Below are 22,169 nucleotides of genomic sequence, written 5' to 3'. Positions count from 1 at the left end.
TCTCCGCCGACCGGCGCTGTCAGCCAGGCCGGGCGGCGGATCAGGCCGGGGGGACGAAGGGCCCGGGCACCGGCTTGTCAGCAGGCTCGATCAGCCGGGTGGCAGGCGATGCGGGGTCCTCGGGTCCCTGTCCCGGTGGGACCTGCTGGCCGTCCGGCGGGTACGGGTACGGGTACGGCCGGAGCGGATCCGGCGCCGTCGGGCGCTGATAGCCCGGATGTTGGGAACCCGAGTTCCATGCTCCCGGTTGCCACGGCGCAGCTCCCGGTTGCCACGGCGCAGGGGCGTCGGCGAAGCGCCGTCGCGCCCGCGCGGTGCGTTCGGCAAGGACCGCGGACAGGTACGCCCAGCCAGGCGTATCCGGTGGTGGCGGCGGGGTGACGACCGCCCGTACGGATGCGGCGAGTTGGCTGCCGATCCGCTCGCGGGCCGCGGGCGAGAGGTCCTGGACCCGCCCGAGGAACTGGCGGATGGCGAGCGCCAGGGTGTCTTCGACTGATGACAGATCCAGCGTGGTCGCCCAGTAGGCGAGTTGCGGGGGCATCGTCACCGGCGCGCTGGTGCCGCGTGGGATCCGCTCCTGCAGGACGACCGTTCCGGCCAGGAGGTCGCCCAGCCGCCTGGATTTTTCCGAGATCAACATGCTGATCACGGCGGGGATCCCCAGCAGGGCTCCGGGCCGTTCGACCACAGCGCCGATCAGGCCTCGGACCAGGGCATGCCGGAACCGGATCGGCCCGCCGTCATCCCGCACGACACGCAGTCCCATGGCCGCCTTGCCGAGGGTGCGGCCTTTCCAGACGGTCTCGGCTGTCACCGGGTAACCCACCAGTACCGTGATCACAACGAGCAGATAGACGGTGGCCGCGAGCGCGTCGTTGTCGGGAACCACGATCCTGAAGGCGACCCAAGCCATGATCATGAGCGTGATGAGCTGAAGGCTGAAGTCGACGATCCCGGCGATGAGCCGCGAGCCGAGCCGGGCGACTCGAAGGTCGATCGTGACGGCCTCGCCGGTGATGAACTGGCTCAAGCCGCACCTGTGGTCCGTGCCGTTCCGTACATGATTGTTTTTCCGTCCTGTGGTCGGTCTCTCCGCGCATCTGTTCAGCCTGCCGGATCCCGGGTGATACAACTCCGGCGGAAGCGCCGGTTATCCTGGCCCAGTCTGTCCCCACCCGTCCGGTGTGCGTGCGGTAACGGCCGTGATTCAGATTCAGCGTTGCGGTCCGGGTATGGAGCGTGGCGCGGTGGTGGAGAGGCGGGAAGATTGTGGACCTTGACGCGTATGTCGGTCTGCATCGCGCTGAATGGGCGCGCCTGGAAAATCTTGTCAGGCGTGCGGCGCGGCCCCGCCGCATGTCCGGCGTCGAGCTCGACGAACTGGTGGATCTCTACCAGCGGGCCGCAACCCATCTGTCGGTGATCCGTAGCCGCTGTCCGGACCCGATGCTGGTCGACCGCCTCGGCGGCACGGTGACCCGGGCGCGAGCCGTTGTCACGGGCACGCGGGACCCAGGCTGGCATGTCGTCGGCAGGTTCTTCACCGTGACCTTCCCGGCGGCGGTGTACGCCCGCCGCGGCTGGGTGCTCGCCACCTGCGCGGGCTCACTCGCGGTTGCCCTCGCCCTGGGCCTGTGGGTGCTGAACTCCCCGGCCGCCTACAGCGGGTTGCTCCCCCCGGACGAGGTGGCGGCCATGTGCCGGACGGATTTCGCCCGGTACTACTCGGAGAACCCCGCCGCTTCGTTCGCCGCGCACGTGTGGACGAACAACGCCTGGGTGAGTGCCTCGGCCATCGCGCTCGGTGCGTTGGCGGGCCTGCCGACCCTGGCGGTGCTGCTGGCCAATGCCACCAACCTGGGGCTTGTCGGCGGTTACATGACCAGTTGTGGTGAGTCAACACAGTTCTTCACGCTGATCCTTCCGCACGGGCTGCTGGAACTGGCCGTGGTGTTCACCGCGGGGGCGGTCGGTCTGCGGCTGGGGTGGTCCATGATTGATCCGGGTCCGCGCCGCCGGGCCGAGGCCCTGGCGATGGAAGGCAGGGCCGCCGTCGCGATCTCACTCGGACTGGCCGTCGCGCTGGCGTTGAGCGGCTTGATCGAGGCATTCGTGACGCCGTCATCCCTGCCCGCCGGGGTGCGGATCGCCATCGGCGCCGCTGCCCTCGCGCTGTTCGTTGGCTATGTCCTTGTCTACGGCAGCCGTGCCGTGGCCGCGGGGGAGACGGGCGACCTGGAAAAGGATCTTCTCGTCGACCTCGCGCCGACCGTCTGACCGGGCTTTGTGACTGTCTGACCGGGGCTGACCGGGGCTCCGCGGGCCGTCTCGGTCGATCTTCTGGTGATCTGTTGGAGCGTGTGTGAGATCGGGCTTTCGATCAGTGAGCCGCGTCCAGGCGCCCCCTGGCAAGGCGGCAGGCCGAAGCGATACCGGATGAGTTGTATCGGTGTGGCCGACAACGCGGCCAGGGGGCGCCTGGGCGCGGCGAGCCGGAATGACGATCTCAGACGCGCTCTTACAGGCGGCCGGCGGATTTCAGGCTCAGGTAGCTGTCGGTGACAGCGGACGCGTAGGTCGCCGGTGGGGCATCCACGACCTGAACGCCGTACCCGCGGAGCAGGCTGGTGAGCTGGCGCCGCTGGAGCAGCGTCTGTTCGGCCGCGGCGGCGGAGTACAGCGCACGGACGTCCCCGCGCCCGGCCGCGAGCTCGGCCAGGCGCGGGTCGCTCACGGCCGCGACGATGACGGTGTGCCGGGCGGTCAGCGCGGGCAGCGCCGGCACCAGGCCTTCTTCGATCACCGCCGGGACGAGTTCGGTGAACAGCACGACAAGTGATCGTCTGATGGCTATGCGCAGCACCGAGGAGGCGATCGCCTGATGGTCGGTCTCGGTGAGCACGGGCTCCACCAGCGCCAGCGCGGCGCTCATCCGGACCAGCGGATTCGGGCCGCCAGCCGCGGGGAGCGTGACGCGGGCGGACGCGTCATGGGCGATCAGGCTGACCCGGTCACCGGCACGGGCGGCCACCGCGCCGAGCAGCAGGGCGGCGTCCATCGCGTGGTCGAGGCGCGGGGTGTCACCGATGCGGCCCGCGCTGGTCCGCCCGGTGTCAAGGAGGCAGATGACCCGGCGATCCCGTTCCGGCCGGAACGACCTGACCGCGACGGTGCCGCGCCGCGCGCTGCTCCGCCAGTCGATCATCCGTACGTCGTCGCCTGGAACGTAGTCGCGCAGGCTGTCGAATTCCGAGCCTTGCCCGCCCCCGCGCAGCGTGGCGTCACCTTCGATCTCCCGCAGGCGGGCCAAGGCGGCAGGCAGGTGGCGGCGGGATGTGAACGGCGGCAGCACCCGCAGCCGCCAGGGTGCGGCATGCCGTCCCTGCCGGCCAGCCAGACCGAGGGGGCCCAGCGAGCGGACGGTTATCCGGTAGGGGTGACGATCACCCCGCCGGGTGGGCCGCAGCACCAAGTCGCAGAATCGCCGTTGCCCCGCTGGAACGGTCACCCGCCAGACGCGTGGCGTGGCACCTGACGAGGGCGGCCAAGCGTCCCGGATCTGGGCGCGGACCGTCCGGCGGCCGGTGTTCGTCACCGCCAGCACAAGTGGCACCGCCGTTCCCAGCCGTGCGGTGCTTGGCCCGGAACGGGTGAAGACCAGCGTGCGCACCCCGCCGGCAAGGGCGAGATCCACGGTGATCGCGGCGATCAACAGGCCGTTGGCCAGCAACAACGTCCATCCCGGGGCGGGGGAGAACACAACGGCCAATACGCTCGCGAAGGCGAGTGCCGCTGCCCGTCCGGTGATAGCCACCTGGGACTCCTTCGGGCCTCTGGGCACACGAGCACGATCATGATCGCGTGGCCTTCGGCGGTAGTGCGCTACCGCGGCACGGGCACCGTGGCGAGCACCTGGTTGATGACGCTGTCCGCGGTGACGCCCTCGAGCTCGGCTTCGGGACGTAGCGCGATCCGGTGCCGCAGGGTCGGCCGGGCGAGCGTTTTGACGTCGTCCGGCGTCGCGTATCCGCGGCCGGACAGCCAGGCCCAGGCCCGGGTCGTGGCCAGCAGGGCGGTGGCGCCGCGTGGGGAGGCCCCGAGCTGGACGGCGGGCGCGGCTCGCGTCGCCCGGGCCAGATCGACGATGTAGCCGAGGACCTCCGGTCGGATCTGGACGGCGCGGACCGCGTCGCGGGCGACCGCCAGCTGGGACGGCCCGGCGACCGGCCGGATCCCGGCCGCCGCCAGATCGGACGGGTCGAAGCCGGCTGCGTGCTGGGCCAGCAGCCTGATCTCGTCGTCCCGTTGCGGCAGCGGCACGGTGAGCTTGAGCAGGAAACGGTCGAGCTGTGCTTCCGGGAGCGCGTACGTGCCCTCGTGCTCGATCGGGTTCTGGGTGGCGATGACCGTGAACGGCACCGGCAGCCGCCGTGGTGCCCCTTCGACGCTGACCTGGCGTTCCTCCATAGCCTCCAGCAACGCGGCCTGAGTCTTCGGCGGCGTCCTGTTGATTTCGTCCGCGAGCAGCAGGTTCGTGAACACCGGCCCTTCCCGGAAGGTGAACCGGGACGTGGCCGTGTCGTAGACCAGCGATCCGGTGACGTCTCCCGGCATCAGGTCGGGGGTGAACTGCAGCCGCTTGGTCTCGAGGGAAAGCGCCGTGGCAAGCGCCCGGACCAGCAGGGTCTTGGCAACCCCCGGGACGCCTTCGAGCAGCGCGTGCCCGCGGCAGAGCAGTGCCACGACAAGGCCGCTGACAGCGGCGTCCTGGCCGACGACCGCCTTGCCCACCTCGTCCCGCAACGCGATCAACGCCTGGCGGGCCGATTCGGGGCCGTCTTCGGGATCGTCCGAGGTGCCCCGGTCCGGCAGCGCCTCGGCTGCCGGTCGGCCGGGATACAGGCGCGGTCCGGCCGACACAGGTGCCCCGGTGGCCGCCTCTTTCCGAGCTGGTGTCCGCGCCGCGGCCGCGGCATCGCTGTCGCTGGTTGTCCCGGGCGCGCTCATTGCGTCATCACCTGCCTGTCCAGCGCGTCGAGCCGGTGCGCCAGCTCCACCAGTTCGTGATCCGTAACCGATGTGCGCGCCGGCTGGGACATGCCGGTGGCCGCGGCCATGGGGTGACTCATCCCGGAACCGTACAGGAGTGACCCGATTTCTACTGGTGGCCGCCCGGTCCGGTCGGCAACCGAGATCACGAGCGTGTCCGGATCCGGTTCGGGATGCGCCGCCGCCGGTTCCCGCCAGGCTGCTGGGCTGGGCCGGGTCGCCAGCCCGAGCCGTTGGGCCAGACGTGCCCGCAGCCCCGCCCGCAGCGCCGCCGCGGCCAGCTCCCGTGCCTTCCCCGCCGCGTAGAGCCGTCCTCGCCCCTCGACGGTCTCAGCCGCTCGTACCACGACCGGCAGCGGTTCGGCCACCGGTGGCCCGAGCCTGCGTCCCCGCCACAACGCGAGGACGACCACGGCGAAGGCGATCTGCAGGCAGCCGAGCACGACCCGGTCGGGAAGCAGGTCCGCCAGACTGCTCCTGGCGGCCACCGAGCCTGGTCCGCCCGGGTGCGGGAACACCCATGTCACGCCCGGGTGCCGGTTGAGCAGCCCGATCGCAAGTGCCGCGTCGCCCTCCTTCGCCAGCTGCTTGTTGGTCATGAACTCGGCGCTGCCGGACACGACGAACCGTCCGGCCGGGGCTCCCGAGGTGCTACGGGCCGGTTGTTCCAGCACGACCAGGGTCGCGGCCGAACGCACTGGGTAACAGGCTGTCACGCCGGTGGCATCCGGTTGAGTGACACGGAAGCCCGACCCGCCGCCAACGACGGCGGCCCGTGCCACCACGGCCTCGGGCAGCTGGCATCCTGGCGCACGCGCCGCGGCCGGCACACCGCCGGTGTTGGCCAGCGGCAGATCCAGGTCGTTGAGGACCGCGGTGGTCGGCTCGAGGAGCAGCACGTCACCGCCACGGCCGACCACCGCGGTGAGGGCGTCGAGCGTGGCTGGGCTGACACGTTCGGGATACCGCATCACGATCGTGGTGTCGCGGGCAGCCGCTGCGGTCGCGACCGGATCGTCGCTCACCGTGACATCAACGCCATGCGCCCGCAGGATTTCGGCTAGGGCTCTGGTCCCGCCCGGTGCGGCTGACGCCGGATCGAGTGGGCGATCGCTGGATTTTTCGATCATGGCGGACGCCGCCGCGTACGCGACGACAAGCAGCGCCAGGACGGCGCCGATCCGGACACCACGGCGGACCGCCCGCGGATCGGGCCTGGCAGCTGGCGCGGTGGCGGTCACACCGGCACCGCACCGCGTGCGGCCTGGCCCACCGGGCGCGGCCGCATGCCGGTGAGCGCCTCATCCGCCCGGACGACGAGCCGGTAGGAAGCTTCGGACGCGTCGAGCGCGCCATACCAGATCTCGCTGAACACGGTCACCGCGGCGGCCAGCGCGGGCGTGCTCCCGGCGTCTATCCGGGCGACCTCGGCGACGAGTTCGCCCGCGGTACGCCCTGGCCGGGGCTGTAGCACTCCTGTCTCCTCCAACATCCGCACGATTGCCCGCAGCCGTGACCGCACCGCTTCGGCGAACGCGCCCGCGAGCGCGAGGCCGTCGGCTTCGGCGCGCAGCGCGGCGGCGGACAGCGGGCTGCTGAGAGAAAGATCGGCCGGGTCCGTCCGCGAGCGCCGTCGGACCGGGCCGAGGCGCAGCCATACGACGCCCGCGGCCAGGGCCGCCACGATCACGATCGCCGCTATGCCAAGCCCGCGTCCCGACGCCTGTGTGGCGCTGGTCCACAGGTCGGTCAGCCGATCGCCGATCCAGTTCAGCACGCGTTCGGACCATCCCGGGCCGGCTTCGTGATAGATCGTCTTAGAAAGCTCGCGGCGGGCTTCGCCCGCCGCCCCGTCATGGGTGACCGTTGGCCCGACCATGACGTCTACTCGTACCTCCGGGCGTTCGTCGCGCGGTCCCGCACCGTCTGGACGAGCGTCACGTCCAGCCCCTCCAGCCGGATGCGACGGTCGATGTACAGCAGCACGATGACCCCCGCGCTGATGGGCGTGGTCACAGCTCTGGCCGCGATGTTCATGACGGCGGTGAGGAGGAGACCGAGTGCCGTCAGCGTGCCGTTGGACGGATCGGTCAGGGAACCTCCGCCGACAGCGATGATCACGGCAAGGGGGATCAGGAGGATGGCCGTGAGAATCCCGACCATGATCTCGGCGAGCAGCAGGATTCCGAAGGTCCGCCACCACGTGCCGCGGACCAGCGTCCACGAACGCCGCAGGGCTGTCGAGACGCTGCCGCCCTCGAGAACGAAGGCGGGAGTCGCCATGGAGAGCGCGACCATGACGAAGATGGCGCCGACAAACAGCCCGATGAGCCCGAGCACGGTCAGGAGACCTACCGCGATCGACAGGCCGATCAGCCCTCCGAGCCGAGGCTGGATGCGCCGCAGGGCCTCTCCGGCGCTCATCGTGCCACCCAGGACGGCCTCGCTGACCACCGCGCTCAGCATCCCGGCCAGGACGATGGCGAGAACGCCGTAGAGCACGAAGGTCACGACTGTGGCGAAGCCCTCAGCCGCGGTGGACGTCCGCTGGCTCCAGGCGGTCAGCAGGGTGCTGATGATCTGGACCACGGCGGTTGCGGCGATGGTCAGCCCGACGGTCGCCCCGGGGTTGCGGCGCACCGCGGTGAAGGCACCGTCAAGGATCTCGCCGACCGCGAGCGGGCGCAGCGGGATGATCCCTGGCTTTTCGGCCTGATGCCATGATCCGGGCTGTCCTGGGCCGTACTGGCCGGCATCGCCTGGCGGTTGCTGGTGCCAACCGGGTGGGGGCTGTGGCTGGCCCCATCCGGTCGGCGGCGGTTGCTGGTGCCAACCGGGCGGGGGCGGTTGTGGCTGGTGCCAACCGGGCGGGGGCTGTGGCTGGCCCCATCCCGGCTGTTGTGGGCCCTGGACGGGATCAGGCCCACCGTGCTGCTGAGGCTGCCCCCAGCCGGCGCCGTCGGTCATGTCGCTCTCCCTCTGCGAAGTCAAGGTCCCCGGAGCTGCTACCGGTGTGAGCGGCGGTGGCTCCCCACAGATCATTCCGTCCTCGGGCGGTTTTTCGGGCAGCCCGGCCCCGCGCGCTGTTCCCGGCCGGGCCAGCAGCCGGCGAGCTGTGTGCTCACCTGGGTCCGTCCGGTGGGCGATCATTCCAGTTTTCCGCTTGTATCCCCCGCTATCGGTAGGTGCACGGCCATAACCGGGATCGTGTCAGGTCGCCGCGGCTGTCCGGCGAGCGGCCTGGAAGGACGTTCGCATCGGTCCGCGCCGTATGCTGTTGTGGACGATCATGATTCCGCGGGCTGGCGCCAGACACAAGTGGATGGAACAGGTATCGCGTACCACCGGTGGTTTGCGGGCTGCCGCCGCCGTCCACAACCTGTTTATCCACAGGGCTGGAAACACGCTGGCCCGGCGGGCGCGACGGGATGAGCATCCACGTTATGCCCAACACGTACATCAGTGCCGTATTCGATATTTTTCTCGATCTTCTCCTGCCACGTTTCTGCGCCGGCTGTGGTTGTCCGGGCCCGGCGGTCTGCGCGGCCTGCACCGGCTCCATCGATCGTCCGGCATTCCTCGCCGCTCCGGGACAGTTGGCCACGCCGGAGCGGCGGGGGCCACCACCGCACTGCTTTGCCGGCGCTGTTTACGACGGTCCGTGCCGGCAGCTTCTGCTGGGGTTCAAGGAGAAGGGGCGGCTGGATGCGCTGGGGCCGCTTGCGTCGGCGCTTGCCCGCGCGGTGCTGGCGGCCCGAGCCAGGTCGGCACATACCGGTCCGGTCATCCTCGTGCCGGTGCCGTCGAGCCGGTCCGCGGTTCAGCGGCGTGGTTTCGACCATGTGCGCAGGCTCGGTGACGGTGCGGCAAGGGCACTGCGCCGGGCCGGCATGCCGGCCCGGGTGGCCGCGATGCTGCGGCCGGTCCGGCCGTTGGCTGATCAGGCAGGCCTCACCGTGGCGGAGCGCGCGACCAATCTCAGCGGTGCGTTCGTCCTGCGTCACCGTGTCCGGCCGGTGGGCGGGCGCCGTCTCGTCGGCGGTCCGCCGTGGCCAGACGGCGCCAGGCACCGCTTGCCGTCGTCGGCGTTGTTCATCGTCATCGATGATGTTGTGACAACGGGTGCGACCCTGGCCGAGGCCGTTCGGGCACTGCGGCTCGGCGGAGTGCCGGTATCAGCCACCGCGGTAGTCGCCGCGACATTGGCGCGTCATCGCCCTTCCCGAGATGACCGGCCCCAAGGTGTCCATTTGCCTGCGACCGGGGTACCGGAGGGTTAAAACTGTCGTCACCCGCACCGGCGCCGCGGGAGTGGATCAGCGAAGCGACGGACCAGGGCGCTCGGGGTCCGGGCGGAAGGAACGAGGCAGCAGATAAGCCCTGACGTACGACATGGCATCGGAAGGTTGGCCTGGCCCGCTGCCGCGGGAGCCGCTGGCCGTCACCACCTCCGGTCGACAGGAAGGTGAAGCGAGTGGACATCGTTTTCAAGGGAAGGCACACCGCGGTTCCCGAAAGGTTCCGCAAGCACGCCGAAGCCAAGATTGCGAAGTTGGAGCGGTTCGATCACAAGGCCTTCCGGGTGGATGCGGAACTCTCCCGTGAGCACAACCCGCGTATGGCGGATGTCTGTGATCGCGTCGAGCTGACCGTGTTCTCACGGGGCCCGGTTATTCGAGCCGAGGCAGCCGCCGCGGATCCGTTCGCCGCCTTCGACCTGGCCGCGGCGAAGCTCACCGAACGGCTGCGGCGTGCCGCCGACCGCCGCAGCCGCCACAACGGTGCGGCACGTGGCTCGTCGGGTCAGCTTGCGCGAGCCGTCGGCGGCCCGCGGGCAGACCTGGCTGGCTCCGCTGGCCGTGCCGCCCCCGGCCGTGAGGCCGATGTCCACGCAGCTGTCGATAGCGACGCAGATTACGGGGATCCGGACTGGTCACCCATGGTCGTCCGTGAGAAGATCCATCGAGCCACGCCGATGACCCTCGATGAAGCACTGTCGAACATGGAGCTGGTCGGCCACGATTTCTACCTCTTCCGGGACGTGCGTACGGGCCTACCGAGCGTTGTGTACCGAAGGTGTGGATATGACTACGGAGTGATCCGGCTTGAGCTGGGCGAGCATGACGAGCCCGGCGCGGACACTGCGGGACGAGATCACCGGAACGGCCGGGGCGAGAGGTATGACGAAGCTCGTGGCGCGGTCGCAACGGTGTAAACGTATGCGGGTCTAGCCGACGTGGGACCATCTGCCGTGGACGTCTTCAGTCACGTCCCCGCCACCCCGTGCACCAGCGCGGGGTGGCGGAGGCGCGGGCCGTTGCGACGCGAAGGAGGTCACATGACGGGGGATGGGCGTCAGCTTCGGGAGGACGCGTCGTCGCCACCGACGGATCCCGTACGGGTGCTCGTCGTTGACGATCACGCGCTTTTCCGGCGCGGCCTGCAGATGGTCCTCGAGCAGGAGAGCGACATCGAGGTTGTCGGCGAAGCCGCGGACGGTGCGGAAGCTGTCACGATGGCGGTGGACATGGCCCCGGACATCGTCCTCATGGATGTCCGGATGCCTCGCCGCGGCGGGATCGACGCGACCAGCGCCATCAAACAGGCGGTGCCCAGCGCGAAGATCGTTATGTTGACCATCAGCGATGAGGAAGTGGATCTCTACGACGCGATCAAGGCGGGTGCCATGGGGTATCTGCTCAAGGAGATCTCGATCGACGAGGTTGCCACCGCGATTCGCGCCGTGCACGGTGGGCAGAGCCTGATCAGCCCTTCCATGGCGTCGAAGCTCCTCACCGAGTTCGCATCGATGATCAAAAAAACGGATGACCGGCCACAGCTGCCGACCCCTCGACTCACCGATCGTGAGATGGAGGTCCTGCGGCTTGTGGCCAAGGGGCTCAACAACCGTGATATAGCCAAGCAGTTGTTCATCAGCGAGAACACGGTCAAGAATCACATCCGCAACATCCTGGAGAAGCTTCAGCTGCACTCACGCATGGAGGCGGTGGTCTACGCGGTTCGGGAGAAGCTTCTGGAGATCACCTGAGATCGTGGCGGCTGGACGCCGGGCTGCGATTCAGGTGATTGTCGAGTGGGTCCTGTGGCCGCGGGACGTGCTCGGGGCCGCTTCGATGTGCCCACCGGCATCGCCCCCGCAGCCGACGGACGGGTATCGGCGTTTTCGGGGCACCGATCCGGGGCCTCAAGCGTTGTGCAGGCTGAAGTCCGTGCGGATGTTGATCTAAGATGATCATTGTTTCCTTTCGAGTGGAGGAAAGTAATGATCTTACCGTCACTGGCCGGTCGGGTAGCCTGTTGACCCGCCGGACCTGTCGTACGGCCGGATCGATCAGCGCGGACGGACTAGCCTAGTCTCGTTGCGTAGGTGACCCCGCTGACCAACCGCCCGAGGAGTTTCGCCCGTGGTACTTGAGAAGATCCTCCGCGCCGGTGAGGGTCGCATTCTGCGCAGGCTCAAGGCGATCACAGAGCAGGTGAACCTCCTCGAGGATGACTTCGTCGGGCTCACGGACGCCGAGCTCCGCTCGATGACCGACGAGTTCCGGCATCGGATCGACGAGGGGGAAACCCTTGACGAGATCCTCCCCGAAGCGTTCGCGGCCGTGCGCGAAGCGGCCCGCCGGACCCTGGGGCAGCGGCACTTCGATGTGCAGGTCATGGGTGGCGCGGCGCTGCATCTGGGGAACATCGCCGAGATGAAGACCGGCGAAGGCAAGACCCTCGTGTCCACATTGCCCGCCTATCTCAACGCGCTGTCTCGCAAGGGCGTCCACATCATCACGGTCAACGACTACCTGGCGCAGCGGGACGCGGAGAACATGGGGCGGGTGCACCGTTTTCTCGGCTTGACGGTTGGCGTCATTCATCCGCAGATGCCGCCGGCCGTCCGTCGTCAGCAGTACGAGGCCGACATCACCTACGGCACCAACAACGAGTTCGGATTCGACTACCTGCGGGACAACATGGCCTGGAGCGGCGAGGAGCTCGTCCAGCGCGGGCACAACTTCGCCGTCGTCGACGAGGTCGACTCGATCCTGATCGACGAGGCCCGGACCCCGTTGATTATCAGTGGTCCGGCGGACAACCCGACCCGTTGGTACACCGAATTCGCCCGTATCGCTCCGATGCTCGTGAAGGACACGGACTACGAGGTCGAAGAGGGCAAGCGAACGGTCGCGATCACGGAGTCCGGGGTGGCGAAAGTCGAAGACCAGCTGGGCATCGACAACCTCTACGAATCCGTGAACACGCCGCTCGTCGGCTATCTCAACAATTCGCTGAAGGCCAAGGAGCTTTACCGCCGGGACAAGGACTACATAGTTACGGACGGCGAGGTTCTTATCGTCGATGAGTTCACCGGCCGCGTCCTGCATGGCCGCCGTTACAGCGAGGGAATGCACCAGGCGATCGAGGCCAAGGAAAAGGTCGAGATCAAGCAGGAGAACCAGACGCTGGCCACGATCACCCTGCAGAACTACTTCCGTCTGTACGACAAGCTGTCCGGTATGACCGGGACCGCGATGACCGAAGCGGCGGAGTTCCATCAGATCTACACACTTGGCGTCGTGCCGATCCCGACGAACAAGGCGATGGTCCGGGTGGACCAGCCCGATGTCGTTTACAAGACCGAGGTCGCCAAGTTCGATGCGGTCGTCAACGACATCGCCGAGCGCAACGAAAAGGGACAGCCGGTTCTTGTCGGCACGACTAGCGTGGCGAAGTCGGAGTACCTTTCCAAGCAGCTGACCAAACGTGGTGTGAAGCATGAGGTGCTCAACGCCAAGCACCACGAACGGGAAGCGGCGATCATCGCCGAAGCGGGCTGCCGGGGCGGGGTGACCGTTGCGACCAACATGGCCGGCCGTGGCACTGACATCATGCTCGGCGGCAACCCGGAGTTTCTCGCGCAGGCTGAGCTGCGGGAGCGTGGCCTCAGTCCGATCGAGACCCCGGAAGACTACGAGACCGCCTGGCCGGAGGCCCTCGAAAAAGCGCGGGCGTCGGTCGGCGCTGAACATGACGAGGTCGTGGAGCTCGGTGGGCTGTACGTTCTGGGCACTGAGCGTCACGAGTCGCGCCGGATCGACAACCAGCTACGGGGACGAGCCGGCCGGCAGGGTGACCGCGGTGAGTCCCGGTTCTATCTGTCGCTGGGCGACGACCTCATGCGGCTGTTCAATGCCGCTGCCGTCGAAGGGATCATGGATAGGCTCAACATTCCCGACGACGTGCCGATCGAGTCGAAAATCGTTACCCGTGCGATCCGATCCGCGCAGACACAGGTCGAAGGCCAGAACTTCGAGATCCGAAAGAATGTCCTGAAGTACGACGAGGTGATGAACAAACAGCGTACCGTCATTTACGAGGAGCGTCGCAAGGTCCTGGAAGGTGCGGACCTGCACGAACAGGTCCGTCATTTCATCGATGACACGGTGGACGGCTATGCCCGCGGCGCGACGGTAGATGGCTATCCCGAGGAGTGGGACCTCGACACTCTTTGGTCCGGTCTCGGCGAGCTCTACCAGGTGGGCGTGGAAATTCCGGCTCCCGATGAGCGTGACGGGCTGACGACCGAAACCCTGATCGAGGAGCTGCAGGTCGATGCGCACAATGCGTATGACCGGCGGGAGGAAGAACTGGGCGCAGGTCCGGACGGTGAACCGCTTATGCGGGAACTGGAGCGCCGGGTCGTGTTGGCGGTGCTTGACCGAAAGTGGCGTGAGCACCTTTACGAAATGGACTACCTGCAGGAGGGAATCGGCCTGCGGGCGATGGGACAGCGTGACCCGCTCGTCGAGTACCAGCGGGAAGGTTACGATATGTTCCAGACGATGATGGAGGGTATCAAGGAGGAATCGGTCAGGCTGCTGTTCAACGCCGAGGTCCAGGTTGCCGCTCCGGAGGACGCGGACGCCCAGAGCGGAAGCCCGGCGGACGGTACCGCGGTCGTCCCGGCCGACAGCGCGGCGCGGACAGCGGACGGTGCCGCTCTTGTCGCGGCGGTACGGGCCGCCACCACGGGTGCCGCTGTCACCGCTCCGGCTACCCCGTCTGAGCGCGCCACCCCGAAGACCGCTGTTGCCCCCTCGGCGCCCACGCCGCCGCCGGTATTTGTCAAGGGCCTGGAACCACGTCGTCCTATTGATAATCTTCGTTACACCGCGCCTTCCGTGGACGGCGGATCCGCAGTGGTCACGACTCGGGCGTCTTCCACTGGGTTCACCGCGGCGGCAGCTGACCCAGCGGCCACAGGAAGCAGTAGCCGGCCCGCTCGCAATGCGCCGTGTCCGTGCGGATCCGGCCGCAAGTACAAGCGTTGTCACGGCGATCCGGCAAACCGCAACACGGCGTGACAGGCACGAGCTGCTTTGGACGCTCAGGTGCCGGGCGCATGCCCGCGGCGGTCCGCCCACATGGCTTGGGGCGAGCGGCTTCCCGGGGTTCTCTCAGGGGGCGCCAACGGGTTTGTCAACGGGTCTGTAGCGCCGTGACCCGCCAACGGCCGCTGACTGTTTCCATTCGCAGCGCGAGGGCCGACACACGCTCACCCCGCGCGATCACCGCGGCGACCTCGGCGACCCCTTCCCGAGGCTCGCATACTCGCACACAGCGCAGGGTGTAGCGCCGCCTACGGACGTTGTCCCCGGCCAGCCGCTCGAGGTCCGCCTGGACCCGTGGGGAGGTCCAGGCGGCAAGATGGGTCACGGGCCGGATGCCCGTCATGGCCTCCACGATGGCGCGCACGACCACCGCGGCGGCGGCGCGTGCCGACGGGGCGGAGCGGTTACCCGAGGTCTCAATCGCCCCGGACCTGAGAGCGGGGCGCCCTGCCCCGGGCTGGTTGACCGTCTGTTGTGCTGGGATATCCACGCGGGCGTCAGGCATAGCGAGAAGCACTGGTGCCGGGGCGGAGCCGGCGGGCGGGGCGGTGAGCCAGGCCGTTGCCTGCGGATCGTCGTCATAAGGCGGATCGGTGGGCATGATCGGTATTTGGTAAAAACGACCGGCACGGATGGAGCTCGCACGGGTGGGTGCAGCAACGGTCACGGCGTTGTTCTCCAGTCGGCGGGGCGGGCGGGGTCAAGGCCCGGGGCGGGGCGGCTGGAGCCGCTGGCCGGGCAGGATCCTGTCGGGGTCAGGGCCAATCACGTGCTCGTTTGCGGCCCACCACCGTGGCCATTCCCGCGCGATCTGCGCGGTGGTCGCGCCTGGTCCGAGATTGCGGGCAGCGATTGCCCAGAGGGTGTCGCCGCGGAGCACGACGATCTCGGCCAGGTCAGTTGTGGAGGCGTCGTTGGTGTTTGTCGATGTTGTGGGCTGTCCGGCCGGTGCCGCGCTGGAATTTCCGACGCCACGTGGCGCGGCACCGGTTATCGGGTCGTAGGGCCTGGCAAGATCCGGCCACACCGGGGATGTTCCGGTGGCTGCTGAAACAGTGGGTGACAACGGTGCCGGGGGGCTCGCGGGGAGCGTCGTAGCTGGCGGCTGCGCTGCCGTGGCCGATACCGTCGGCCTTTCCGCGGAAACCGTTGACGCGCCGCTTGCCGTGCCGGTGGCCGGGGGATGTGCTGTTGCCGGCGGGGTCGCGGCCGGCGGCTGGGTGGTCGTTGTGACGGTGGGAATGGTGCCGGCCGGATCCGCTGGAGCGGAGGGCCGGGAGAGGTCGGGCCAACTGGTTGCGGCGATAGTTGATCTTGGCTCTGCCGGTGCCGGTGCCGGTGCCGGTGCCGATATCGGTGCCGGTGGGGCGGCCTGCGGCGGTGGTGTGGATGGGTGTCCTGCGTCGGCCGGTCGCTCGGGGGCGGCCTGGGAGCTCGCGGGCTGCCCGTGCTGAAGCGTGGCGGCCCGGTCATCCCGCGAGGGGGCGAGCTGGGGCGCGGGCGGTACGTCTGTCGGAGCGAGCGTTGTGGGTACGCTCGGGCGGGCCAGATCTGGCCATGCCGTGCTGGTCGACGGGATTGCCCCGGGAATCGCGGCCTCCGTCGGCGTCGCGGCGAACGCTGGCACGGCGGTCCCTGCGGCGAGGGTTATTCCGAGCGCTATCTCAAGAACATGCCGCAGGGTTCGGGGCAGGATACGCCGAGCCATGGCCGCGGCCGCTCGTCCGCCGGCACCTGGCAGTGTTGCCAGTACGCCCAGGACGAATCCCGCGCACAACCACAGCAGACATGCCCAGGCGGCAAGGCCGACCACGGTGATAAGCGCATGTTCAGGATCTGCTGTGACCCACTCTGGTACGGCGGTGATGCCAGCTGGAAGGTCCGTCCACCGTGGGCCCTCTTTGATCATTAGAGCTGTCAGCGCCGCGGCGGCGATCACTCCCGCGAGAAAGACGGGCAGGCGCCGGCCAGCTGACATCGGCGACCTCCGGAGCACTCGGTGGATGATGATGAAACATGTTGTTTGGCTGTGTTTGCTTGTGTAGTCCTCCGTCGGACCTCTGTCAAGACGTTTTGTGGCGTTTACCGGCTGTTGCTAGTAGAACATCGGGTGCGGCCTGGGATATAGCGGTATGTAGAGTCGATACTCATGGCCATGCCCCAGGGCGTGTCTGATGGATGGTGCCCCCGACGACGCTCGCCCGACGGCGTTTGGATGCGTCGCCGTCGCCGTCGCCGTTGTGGTTGGGACGGGCCGTCAGACGGGTCGCGGGTTGTGTTGCCGACGAGCCGAACGGGCTCGTCCTGGCCGCGCCGGGCGCTCTTGGGGCCTGACCGGGAGCGGAGGAGGGGCCGGGTTGCGCTGGGAAGCTCTGTTCGCTGATCTTGAGATGCAGTGGGACGCCGCTGAGGCGGCTGAACTCGATGCGGAGCTTGTCGACAGAAGCCGTCGCGAAGCCGCGCACCTGCGGTTGCTCGACAGGCTGCGTCCGGCGGTCGGATCGTCGCTGCGGATCGGGGTGCTGCTGGGTGGGCGGGAGCGGGAAGCGGGTCAGGTCCTCGGCGGCCGGCTTGCCGCGCTCGGGGTGGACTGGCTGCTTCTACAGGAGAGCAGGGCCCAGGAGGTCCTGCTTCCGCTCCGTTCCGTCCTCTGGCTGCGCGGCCTGACCGCGGTGTCCGCCCAGCCCGGTCACGAAGGCCCGTTGGCCGCGCGGCTGGACCTGTCGTACGCGCTGCGCGGCGTGGTGCGGGATCGTTCGGTCTGTTCGGTCGTGCTGCTGGACGGTACCGCCGTGATGGGCACCATCGACCGGGTCGGCGCGGACTTCGTCGAGGTGGCCGAACACGCCGATGACGAGTTCCGCCGAGCCCGGTCAGTACGTGCGGTGCGGACGATCCCGCTACCGTCGGTCAGCTTCGTCCGCCGGACAGCCTGACAGCCTGACAGCGAACTACCTAGTCGGCATACCGGTCGTCGACGAGCGCATCGCCGCGGCCCAGCGGATTCGCGACCACGAACGCGCGAGTCTGTTCGTATGCCCGTTGGATGTAGGCCTCGAGCTCGGTACGTTCCACCCGCCACTGGCCGCGTCCACCGATTTTGATCGCCGGGAGCTCGCCCGAGCGCACCAGCGCGTAGGTCTGGCTCGACGAGATGTTGAGAATCTCCGCCACATCGCTGAGCTGAAGGAAGCGCTCGTTCATCGGTCTGTCTCCCTGGCGATGGATGGGTCGTGACTCCTGTGTATCAGAGTCTGAGGGCAGGATCGCCTGTGAATGCCTCTACTTGTGGATAACAGCTGTCATTCGCCTGATTGTGTTGGTAGGTCCAGGGCTGTCGTCGCAGACCACGTACGCTCGGCGACCAGGGAGCCGCGCATGCCCATGACCGCCTGGTCTGTGCCGCGGCGCCTGCTGCCCGCCCATCGACTGTTCCTGACGGGCCAACGACGCCGCCGTCGCGGGCCCCGGGACATGAGCCACATGGAGGTCCGGGTGACCGACCTCACGCCCGCTGTCACTCTTGCGGAGAAACCCGCGGCGGTGCCGTCGCCGCCGGGGCGACGGCTGACCCGCCCGCGCTGGCGCGATTCCCGGCTGCTGGTCGGCGTCCTGCTGGTGCTGGTTTCCGTTGTGCTGGGCGCACGCCTGTTCGTCACCGCCGACAGGACCCGCGCCTGGGTCGTGGCGAAGGGGGATCTTCCGGCGGGACATGTCATGGTGGCCGCCGATCTGGCCACAACCTCGGCGTATCTGAGCCCGGACGCCGCGAAGCGCTACTATCCCGGTGAGCGTGCTCCGGAGATGGTCGGGGCCGTGCTCGCCCGTCCGGTTTCAGCTGGGGAGCTGGTCAGCGGCGCTGACTTCATACGAAGTAATGTCGCATCGACACGATTGGTGTCGGTGGTCGTGAAGGACGGTCGGGCACCTTCCCTCATTCCAGGTGATCATGTGGATCTCTTCGCCTACCAGCGATCGAGCGCGGTGATCCCAAGCGCGGCACCGCAGGCTGGCCAGTCCGCTCAGGCAGCCCAACCGGCGGCGGGAGGCACCGGTACGGAGGTGCTGGTGCTGCATGACGTCGAGTTCATCTCGCGGGAAGCTCTCACCGGTGGTGCTCATTCGTTGACCTTGCGAGTTCCGGTCGATTTTGCGATCAACGCTGTGGCGGCATCGCAGAGTGAACGCGTCGACATCGTCAAGCTCGAGCGCGGCGCCCGTGGTGAGGTTGGCGGAGCGGGCCCGAGCGCTGTTCCGGGCTACGGGCAATGAGCCTGCCGATCCTCACCGCGGTGACCAACTCGGTGGTCGAGTCGGGGCTCGTGACCGCGTTCGGCCGCCGTGACCTCGGGGTGACGGTCGTCCGGCGGTGTGTGGACCTGCCCGACCTGCTGGCCGCCGCCACGACGGGCGCCGCGCGGGCCGCGTTGTTGTCGGCGGACCTGCGCCGGTTGGACCGGGAGGCGTTGACGCGCCTGGCGGTCGCCGGGGTCGCGGCCATCGGGCTGATCGTGCCAGGCGACGAGGATGGCGAGCGGAGGCTGCGCCAGCTCGGCGTCGCGGCGGTGATCGCGACTGACTCAACCGCGGAGGTGGTGGCGGCCGCGGTGGTGGAAGCGGCCCGGGCGCTTTCCGACCGTGGCCAGGCGGCATTGCCCAACGGCGCCTACGGAGAGCCGATGGCGAGTTTCGCCGCCGTGGCACCGGTGGTGCCGACGCCCGAGGCCGCGGATCTGCCCGAGCTCGGCGCGGGGCGAGTGATCGCGGTTTGGGGTCCCACCGGCGCGCCGGGCCGTACCACGGTGGCATTGTGCCTGGCCGCCGAACTCGCCGGTATGGGACTGCCCACGTTGCTCATCGACGCTGATGTCTACGGTGGATCGATCGGTCAGCTGCTGGGGCTGCTGGAAGAGGCACCGGGGCTTGCCGCCGCTACTCGGTCGGCGAATCAGGGCACTCTGGACGTGCCCCGGCTCGCGGTGCTGTGCCGGGATCTCGGTGGGGGGCTGCGGGTCCTGCCCGGGATCGCCCGTCCGTCGAGGTGGCCAGAGCTTCGTCCGGCGTCCGTCGAGGTTGTGCTGGCGCTGGCGCGAAGGCTGGCAAGTTTTGTCGTGGTCGACTGTGGGTTCTGTCTGGAGATGGACGAGGAACTGTCGTTCGACACGGCCGCGCCCCGCCGCAACGGGGCGACCCAGGCGGTGCTCGGCGCCGCCGACACCATTCTGGCGGTGGCATCGGCGGAGCCGGTGGGACTGGTCCGCTTCGTCCGTGGCCTGTCCGATCTGCGGGAGGTCATACCGGGGACGGATCCGTGGATCGTGGTGAACCGGCTGCGCGGCGCGGCCGTCGGGGGAGACGCCCGGCGGGAGGTGTCCCGCGCGATGGTGCGCCATGTCGGCTCGGAGCCCGTCGCTCTGGTGCCGCTGGACATGGCCGGGATGGACGCCGCGCAGGCCGCCGGCCAGCTGCTGCGTGATGTCGCTCCACAGTCCCCGGCCAGGCTCGCGATCGGCGAGCTCGCCGCGAGGGTGGCGGGCCGCCCGGTGCGCGGGCGCCGCCGGCGCTCAACGGCCCGTCGCTAAGTGGTCGGCGCTGGACGTTCATCCAGGGCCTGCCGGCGCCAGCCGGCGCCTCGCGTCATCGCTCCCCGCACATCGCTTCGCGATGCACGGGTACCCCGGCTCGTCGGCCCCGGTAGAACACCGCTACCGGGGCCTGCGCCGCCTTGCGATGTACGCACCCCAGCCCCGCTCCTTGATCCACACCCCTGTTGCCGGGCGCTCTAAGCCCGCCGACACAACGCGTCACCAACGACGGTGAGCGATCCGAGCCGCGAATGCCATTTTTTGTCGCGAATGTCCCTTTAATCCTCGCGTCGCGCGGTTACTGACCGCGCTTCCGGGGCAGTCTGTCTGGGTGACTGATCGTACCGAAAGACGAGCGCTCGGCAGCTGGTTTGTGCTTTGGGTCGGCGTGTCGGCGTCATCGTGGGCGTTTTGGGCGGACAAATAGACCGATCATTGCCGGGAGGCAACAATTGTGGCAAGGGGGTCACGTTTTGCATATTTAAGAGGCGAGTAACAATCTTTCATAACATTAAGTTAGGGTGAGCACCTGCGTCACCGCAGTAGGCGGGAGCAGAAAATGATCACCAAATGCTCTATCAAGGCGGCGGGGGGTGTATCGGGTGAGCCGGGAGTACGCCAAGGCGGTGGGAACCCGTCTTCGGGCCATACGGATCCAGCAGGGAATGTCGTTGCAGGGGGTGGAACAGAAGTCACGCGGGCGGTGGAAGACCGCCGCGGTCGGCTCGTACGAGCGGGGCGATCGGATGATCAGTGTCCATCAGCTGTCCGAACTGGCGGCGTTCTACGGTGTTCCGGTGTCGGCGCTTTTGCCGGACGAGGAGGCGTTGCCGCCGCGCGAGCACCGGCCTCGTACGGTTCTCAATCTGAAGAAGCTCACGGAGGCGCCACCGGACTCGTCCGGGCTCGTCCGGCGTTGGGTCGCACAGATTCAGCGCCAGCGCGACGACTATGCCGGGCAGGTCCTGTCCATCCGGGATGGCGATTTGAGGGCGTTGGCGCTGCTGCACGACACCACACCGCAGGAGTTCGCCGAACGGCTGCGGGCGTGGGGCGTGCTTGAGACCAGTTTCGGTGAGGAGGAGGCCGCCGAGTAGGGCTGTTGCCGAGCCGGGCGCGTTCCCGTCATTGTTGTCAGCCATGCGCGGTGGTCGGCGGCGGGACAGCATGCAGCCGAGATCGCGACGTACTACGGGAGGTGGCTGATGGTTGACAGACGGGCGCCCCGTCGTGGCCTGGTCCTGGGTGCTGGGGGTGTGCTCGGATCGGCATGGATGATCGGTGCGCTCAGCGCATATGAGGACGCGACCGGAACCGATGTCCGCACCATGGACATGGTCGTCGGAACATCGGCCGGAGCGGTGCTCGCCGCTCTGATCGGGACCGGTACCGGGGTCGGGACAATGGTCAACTCCGAGTACGGGCGGCCGCTGTTCGGGGACCCGGTCCTGGACTACACCCGGCTCGGCTCGGCACTGCCGCCGAGGCCGCGCATGCGGATCGGCTCCCGTCGGCTGTTGGCCGTCTCGGCACGCCACCCGCGCAGCGTCACTCCGTTGGTAGCCCTGGCCTCCCTGCTCCCGCAGGGGCGCGGGACACTCGCCGCGCTTGGCGAGCTCGTGTCCACGGCGGGCAGTACCACCGCGACCTGGCCATCCTCGGCGAAACCGTGGATCGTCGCCATGGACTACGACACCGGGACCCGGGTCGTGTTCGGCTCGCCGGGAGCGCCCCGGGCCTCGCTCGCCGAGGCTGTGATGGCTTCCTGCGCGATTCCGTCCTGGTACGCGCCGGTCATGATTGACAGCCGGCCCTACATCGATGGCGGGACGAGATCGCCGGCATCGGTGGACGTACTTGCCGGCCTGGGGCTTGACGAGGTGCTGGTGTTTGCCCCTGCCTGCTCCCTGGTCCTGGACCAGCCTCGGGGCGCGCTGGCCCGGGTCGAACGCCAGCTCCGGCGGTTGGCGACCCGGGTGGTGGTGCGCGAGGCCGAGCTGCTGCGGTCCGCGGGAACGAAGGTCACGCTCATCTGCCCAGGACCGCAGGACCTGGCGGTCATCGGCGCCAACGTCATGGACCTCAGCCGGCGGCGTGAGGTTTTCGAGACCTCGCTACGGACCAGCGC

At 68.5% G+C, this 22,169-nt stretch carries 19 protein-coding genes; 10 read left to right on the top strand and 9 right to left on the bottom strand.

The window, feature by feature from the left end:
- Positions 1-40: 40 nt before the first annotated feature.
- A complete protein-coding gene (locus tag MJ797_RS06705; RefSeq protein ID WP_239332863.1) occupies positions 41-1,033 on the bottom strand; it encodes an RDD family protein in 993 nt (330 codons plus the stop codon).
- 239 nt (positions 1,034-1,272) lie between these two features.
- Here MJ797_RS06705 and MJ797_RS06700 point away from each other — a divergent pair, with 239 nt between their 5' ends.
- A complete protein-coding gene (locus MJ797_RS06700; protein WP_239332861.1) occupies positions 1,273-2,280 on the top strand; it encodes a stage II sporulation protein M in 1,008 nt (335 codons plus the stop codon).
- A 241-nt stretch (positions 2,281-2,521) separates the two neighbouring features.
- Here the strand turns inward: MJ797_RS06700 and MJ797_RS06695 are convergent, their stop codons facing one another.
- From MJ797_RS06695 to MJ797_RS06675, 5 genes are all read right to left on the bottom strand, one after another.
- Positions 2,522-3,817, bottom strand: coding sequence for a DUF58 domain-containing protein (locus tag MJ797_RS06695; protein ID WP_239332859.1), 1,296 nt, complete (start codon positions 3,815-3,817; stop codon positions 2,522-2,524).
- Positions 3,818-3,885: 68 nt separating this feature from the next.
- The gene (locus MJ797_RS06690; RefSeq protein WP_239332857.1) at positions 3,886-5,010 is read right to left on the bottom strand and encodes a MoxR family ATPase; all 1,125 of its coding nucleotides are present in this window, start codon (positions 5,008-5,010) and stop codon (positions 3,886-3,888) included.
- The gene (locus MJ797_RS06685; RefSeq protein WP_239332855.1) at positions 5,007-6,293 is read right to left on the bottom strand and encodes a DUF4350 domain-containing protein; all 1,287 of its coding nucleotides are present in this window, start codon (positions 6,291-6,293) and stop codon (positions 5,007-5,009) included. The genes MJ797_RS06690 and MJ797_RS06685 overlap by 4 nt, the downstream gene beginning before the upstream one ends.
- Positions 6,290-6,931 carry a DUF4129 domain-containing protein gene (locus MJ797_RS06680; RefSeq protein WP_239332853.1) on the bottom strand — a complete coding sequence of 214 codons (642 nt, stop codon included), beginning with the start codon at positions 6,929-6,931 and terminating at the stop codon, positions 6,290-6,292. The genes MJ797_RS06685 and MJ797_RS06680 overlap by 4 nt, the downstream gene beginning before the upstream one ends.
- Before the next feature lie 5 nt (positions 6,932-6,936).
- Positions 6,937-8,019 (bottom strand): hypothetical protein, encoded by a 1,083-nt coding sequence (locus tag MJ797_RS06675; RefSeq protein ID WP_239332851.1) that lies wholly within the window; start codon positions 8,017-8,019, stop codon positions 6,937-6,939.
- A gap of 476 nt (positions 8,020-8,495) precedes the next feature.
- On the opposite strand from MJ797_RS06675, the gene MJ797_RS06670 reads away from it, so the two are divergent.
- From MJ797_RS06670 to secA, 4 genes are all read left to right on the top strand, one after another.
- On the top strand, positions 8,496-9,332 hold the full coding sequence (locus MJ797_RS06670) for a ComF family protein (protein WP_239332849.1): 837 nt from the start codon (positions 8,496-8,498) through the stop codon (positions 9,330-9,332).
- Between the two features lie 194 nt (positions 9,333-9,526).
- Positions 9,527-10,267 (top strand): ribosome hibernation-promoting factor, HPF/YfiA family, encoded by a 741-nt coding sequence (hpf, locus tag MJ797_RS06665; RefSeq protein WP_239332848.1) that lies wholly within the window; start codon positions 9,527-9,529, stop codon positions 10,265-10,267.
- Between the two features lie 123 nt (positions 10,268-10,390).
- The gene (locus MJ797_RS06660) at positions 10,391-11,101 is read left to right on the top strand and encodes a response regulator transcription factor (RefSeq protein WP_239308153.1); all 711 of its coding nucleotides are present in this window, start codon (positions 10,391-10,393) and stop codon (positions 11,099-11,101) included.
- 376 nt (positions 11,102-11,477) lie between these two features.
- Positions 11,478-14,429, top strand: coding sequence for a preprotein translocase subunit SecA (gene secA, locus MJ797_RS06655; protein ID WP_239332847.1), 2,952 nt, complete (start codon positions 11,478-11,480; stop codon positions 14,427-14,429).
- 115 nt (positions 14,430-14,544) lie between these two features.
- On the opposite strand, the gene MJ797_RS06650 is transcribed toward secA, so the two are convergent.
- Entirely contained in the window at positions 14,545-15,123 is a 579-nt protein-coding gene (locus tag MJ797_RS06650) for an Rv3235 family protein (RefSeq protein WP_239332846.1), read from the bottom strand.
- A gap of 33 nt (positions 15,124-15,156) precedes the next feature.
- Positions 15,157-16,434, bottom strand: coding sequence for a LysM peptidoglycan-binding domain-containing protein (locus MJ797_RS06645; protein ID WP_239332845.1), 1,278 nt, complete (start codon positions 16,432-16,434; stop codon positions 15,157-15,159).
- A 379-nt stretch (positions 16,435-16,813) separates the two neighbouring features.
- Here MJ797_RS06645 and MJ797_RS06640 point away from each other — a divergent pair, with 379 nt between their 5' ends.
- Complete coding sequence (locus MJ797_RS06640) at positions 16,814-17,392, top strand: hypothetical protein (protein ID WP_239332844.1); 579 nt, start codon at positions 16,814-16,816, stop codon at positions 17,390-17,392.
- Positions 17,393-17,411: 19 nt separating this feature from the next.
- Here MJ797_RS06640 and MJ797_RS06635 read toward each other — a convergent pair whose 3' ends face one another.
- The gene (locus tag MJ797_RS06635) at positions 17,412-17,660 is read right to left on the bottom strand and encodes a helix-turn-helix domain-containing protein (protein WP_239308158.1); all 249 of its coding nucleotides are present in this window, start codon (positions 17,658-17,660) and stop codon (positions 17,412-17,414) included.
- Between the two features lie 291 nt (positions 17,661-17,951).
- Here MJ797_RS06635 and MJ797_RS06630 point away from each other — a divergent pair, with 291 nt between their 5' ends.
- From MJ797_RS06630 to MJ797_RS06615, 4 genes are all read left to right on the top strand, one after another.
- Complete coding sequence (locus MJ797_RS06630; RefSeq protein ID WP_374581613.1) at positions 17,952-18,728, top strand: SAF domain-containing protein; 777 nt, start codon at positions 17,952-17,954, stop codon at positions 18,726-18,728.
- Positions 18,725-20,038: a P-loop NTPase gene (locus MJ797_RS06625; protein ID WP_239332842.1), complete on the top strand. Its 1,314-nt coding sequence runs from the start codon at positions 18,725-18,727 to the stop codon at positions 20,036-20,038. Before MJ797_RS06630 ends, MJ797_RS06625 begins: the two co-directional genes overlap by 4 nt.
- Positions 20,039-20,643: 605 nt before the next feature.
- Positions 20,644-21,138 (top strand): transcriptional regulator, encoded by a 495-nt coding sequence (locus MJ797_RS06620; RefSeq protein WP_239308176.1) that lies wholly within the window; start codon positions 20,644-20,646, stop codon positions 21,136-21,138.
- A gap of 108 nt (positions 21,139-21,246) precedes the next feature.
- A partial coding sequence (locus MJ797_RS06615; protein WP_239332841.1) for a patatin-like phospholipase family protein occupies positions 21,247-22,169 on the top strand: 923 nt, incomplete at its 3' end.

It is taken from the genome of Protofrankia sp. CiP3 (genome assembly GCF_917627345.1).
Lineage (GTDB): Bacteria > Actinomycetota > Actinomycetes > Frankiales > Frankiaceae > Protofrankia.
Note: the sequence above shows the minus strand (reverse complement) of the source record. Positions and strands in the feature narration are given on the sequence as shown.

Coding starts and splice junctions, on each gene's coding strand:
- MJ797_RS06670 (WP_239332849.1), top strand. CDS start 8,496: ATGCCCAACACGTACATCAGTGCCGTATTCGATATTTTTCTCGATCTT.
- MJ797_RS06675 (WP_239332851.1), bottom strand. CDS start 8,019: ATGACCGACGGCGCCGGCTGGGGGCAGCCTCAGCAGCACGGTGGGCCT.
- MJ797_RS06680 (WP_239332853.1), bottom strand. CDS start 6,931: ATGGTCGGGCCAACGGTCACCCATGACGGGGCGGCGGGCGAAGCCCGC.
- MJ797_RS06660 (WP_239308153.1), top strand. CDS start 10,391: ATGACGGGGGATGGGCGTCAGCTTCGGGAGGACGCGTCGTCGCCACCG.
- MJ797_RS06625 (WP_239332842.1), top strand. CDS start 18,725: ATGAGCCTGCCGATCCTCACCGCGGTGACCAACTCGGTGGTCGAGTCG.
- MJ797_RS06690 (WP_239332857.1), bottom strand. CDS start 5,010: ATGAGCGCGCCCGGGACAACCAGCGACAGCGATGCCGCGGCCGCGGCG.
- MJ797_RS06645 (WP_239332845.1), bottom strand. CDS start 16,434: ATGTCAGCTGGCCGGCGCCTGCCCGTCTTTCTCGCGGGAGTGATCGCC.
- MJ797_RS06635 (WP_239308158.1), bottom strand. CDS start 17,660: ATGAACGAGCGCTTCCTTCAGCTCAGCGATGTGGCGGAGATTCTCAAC.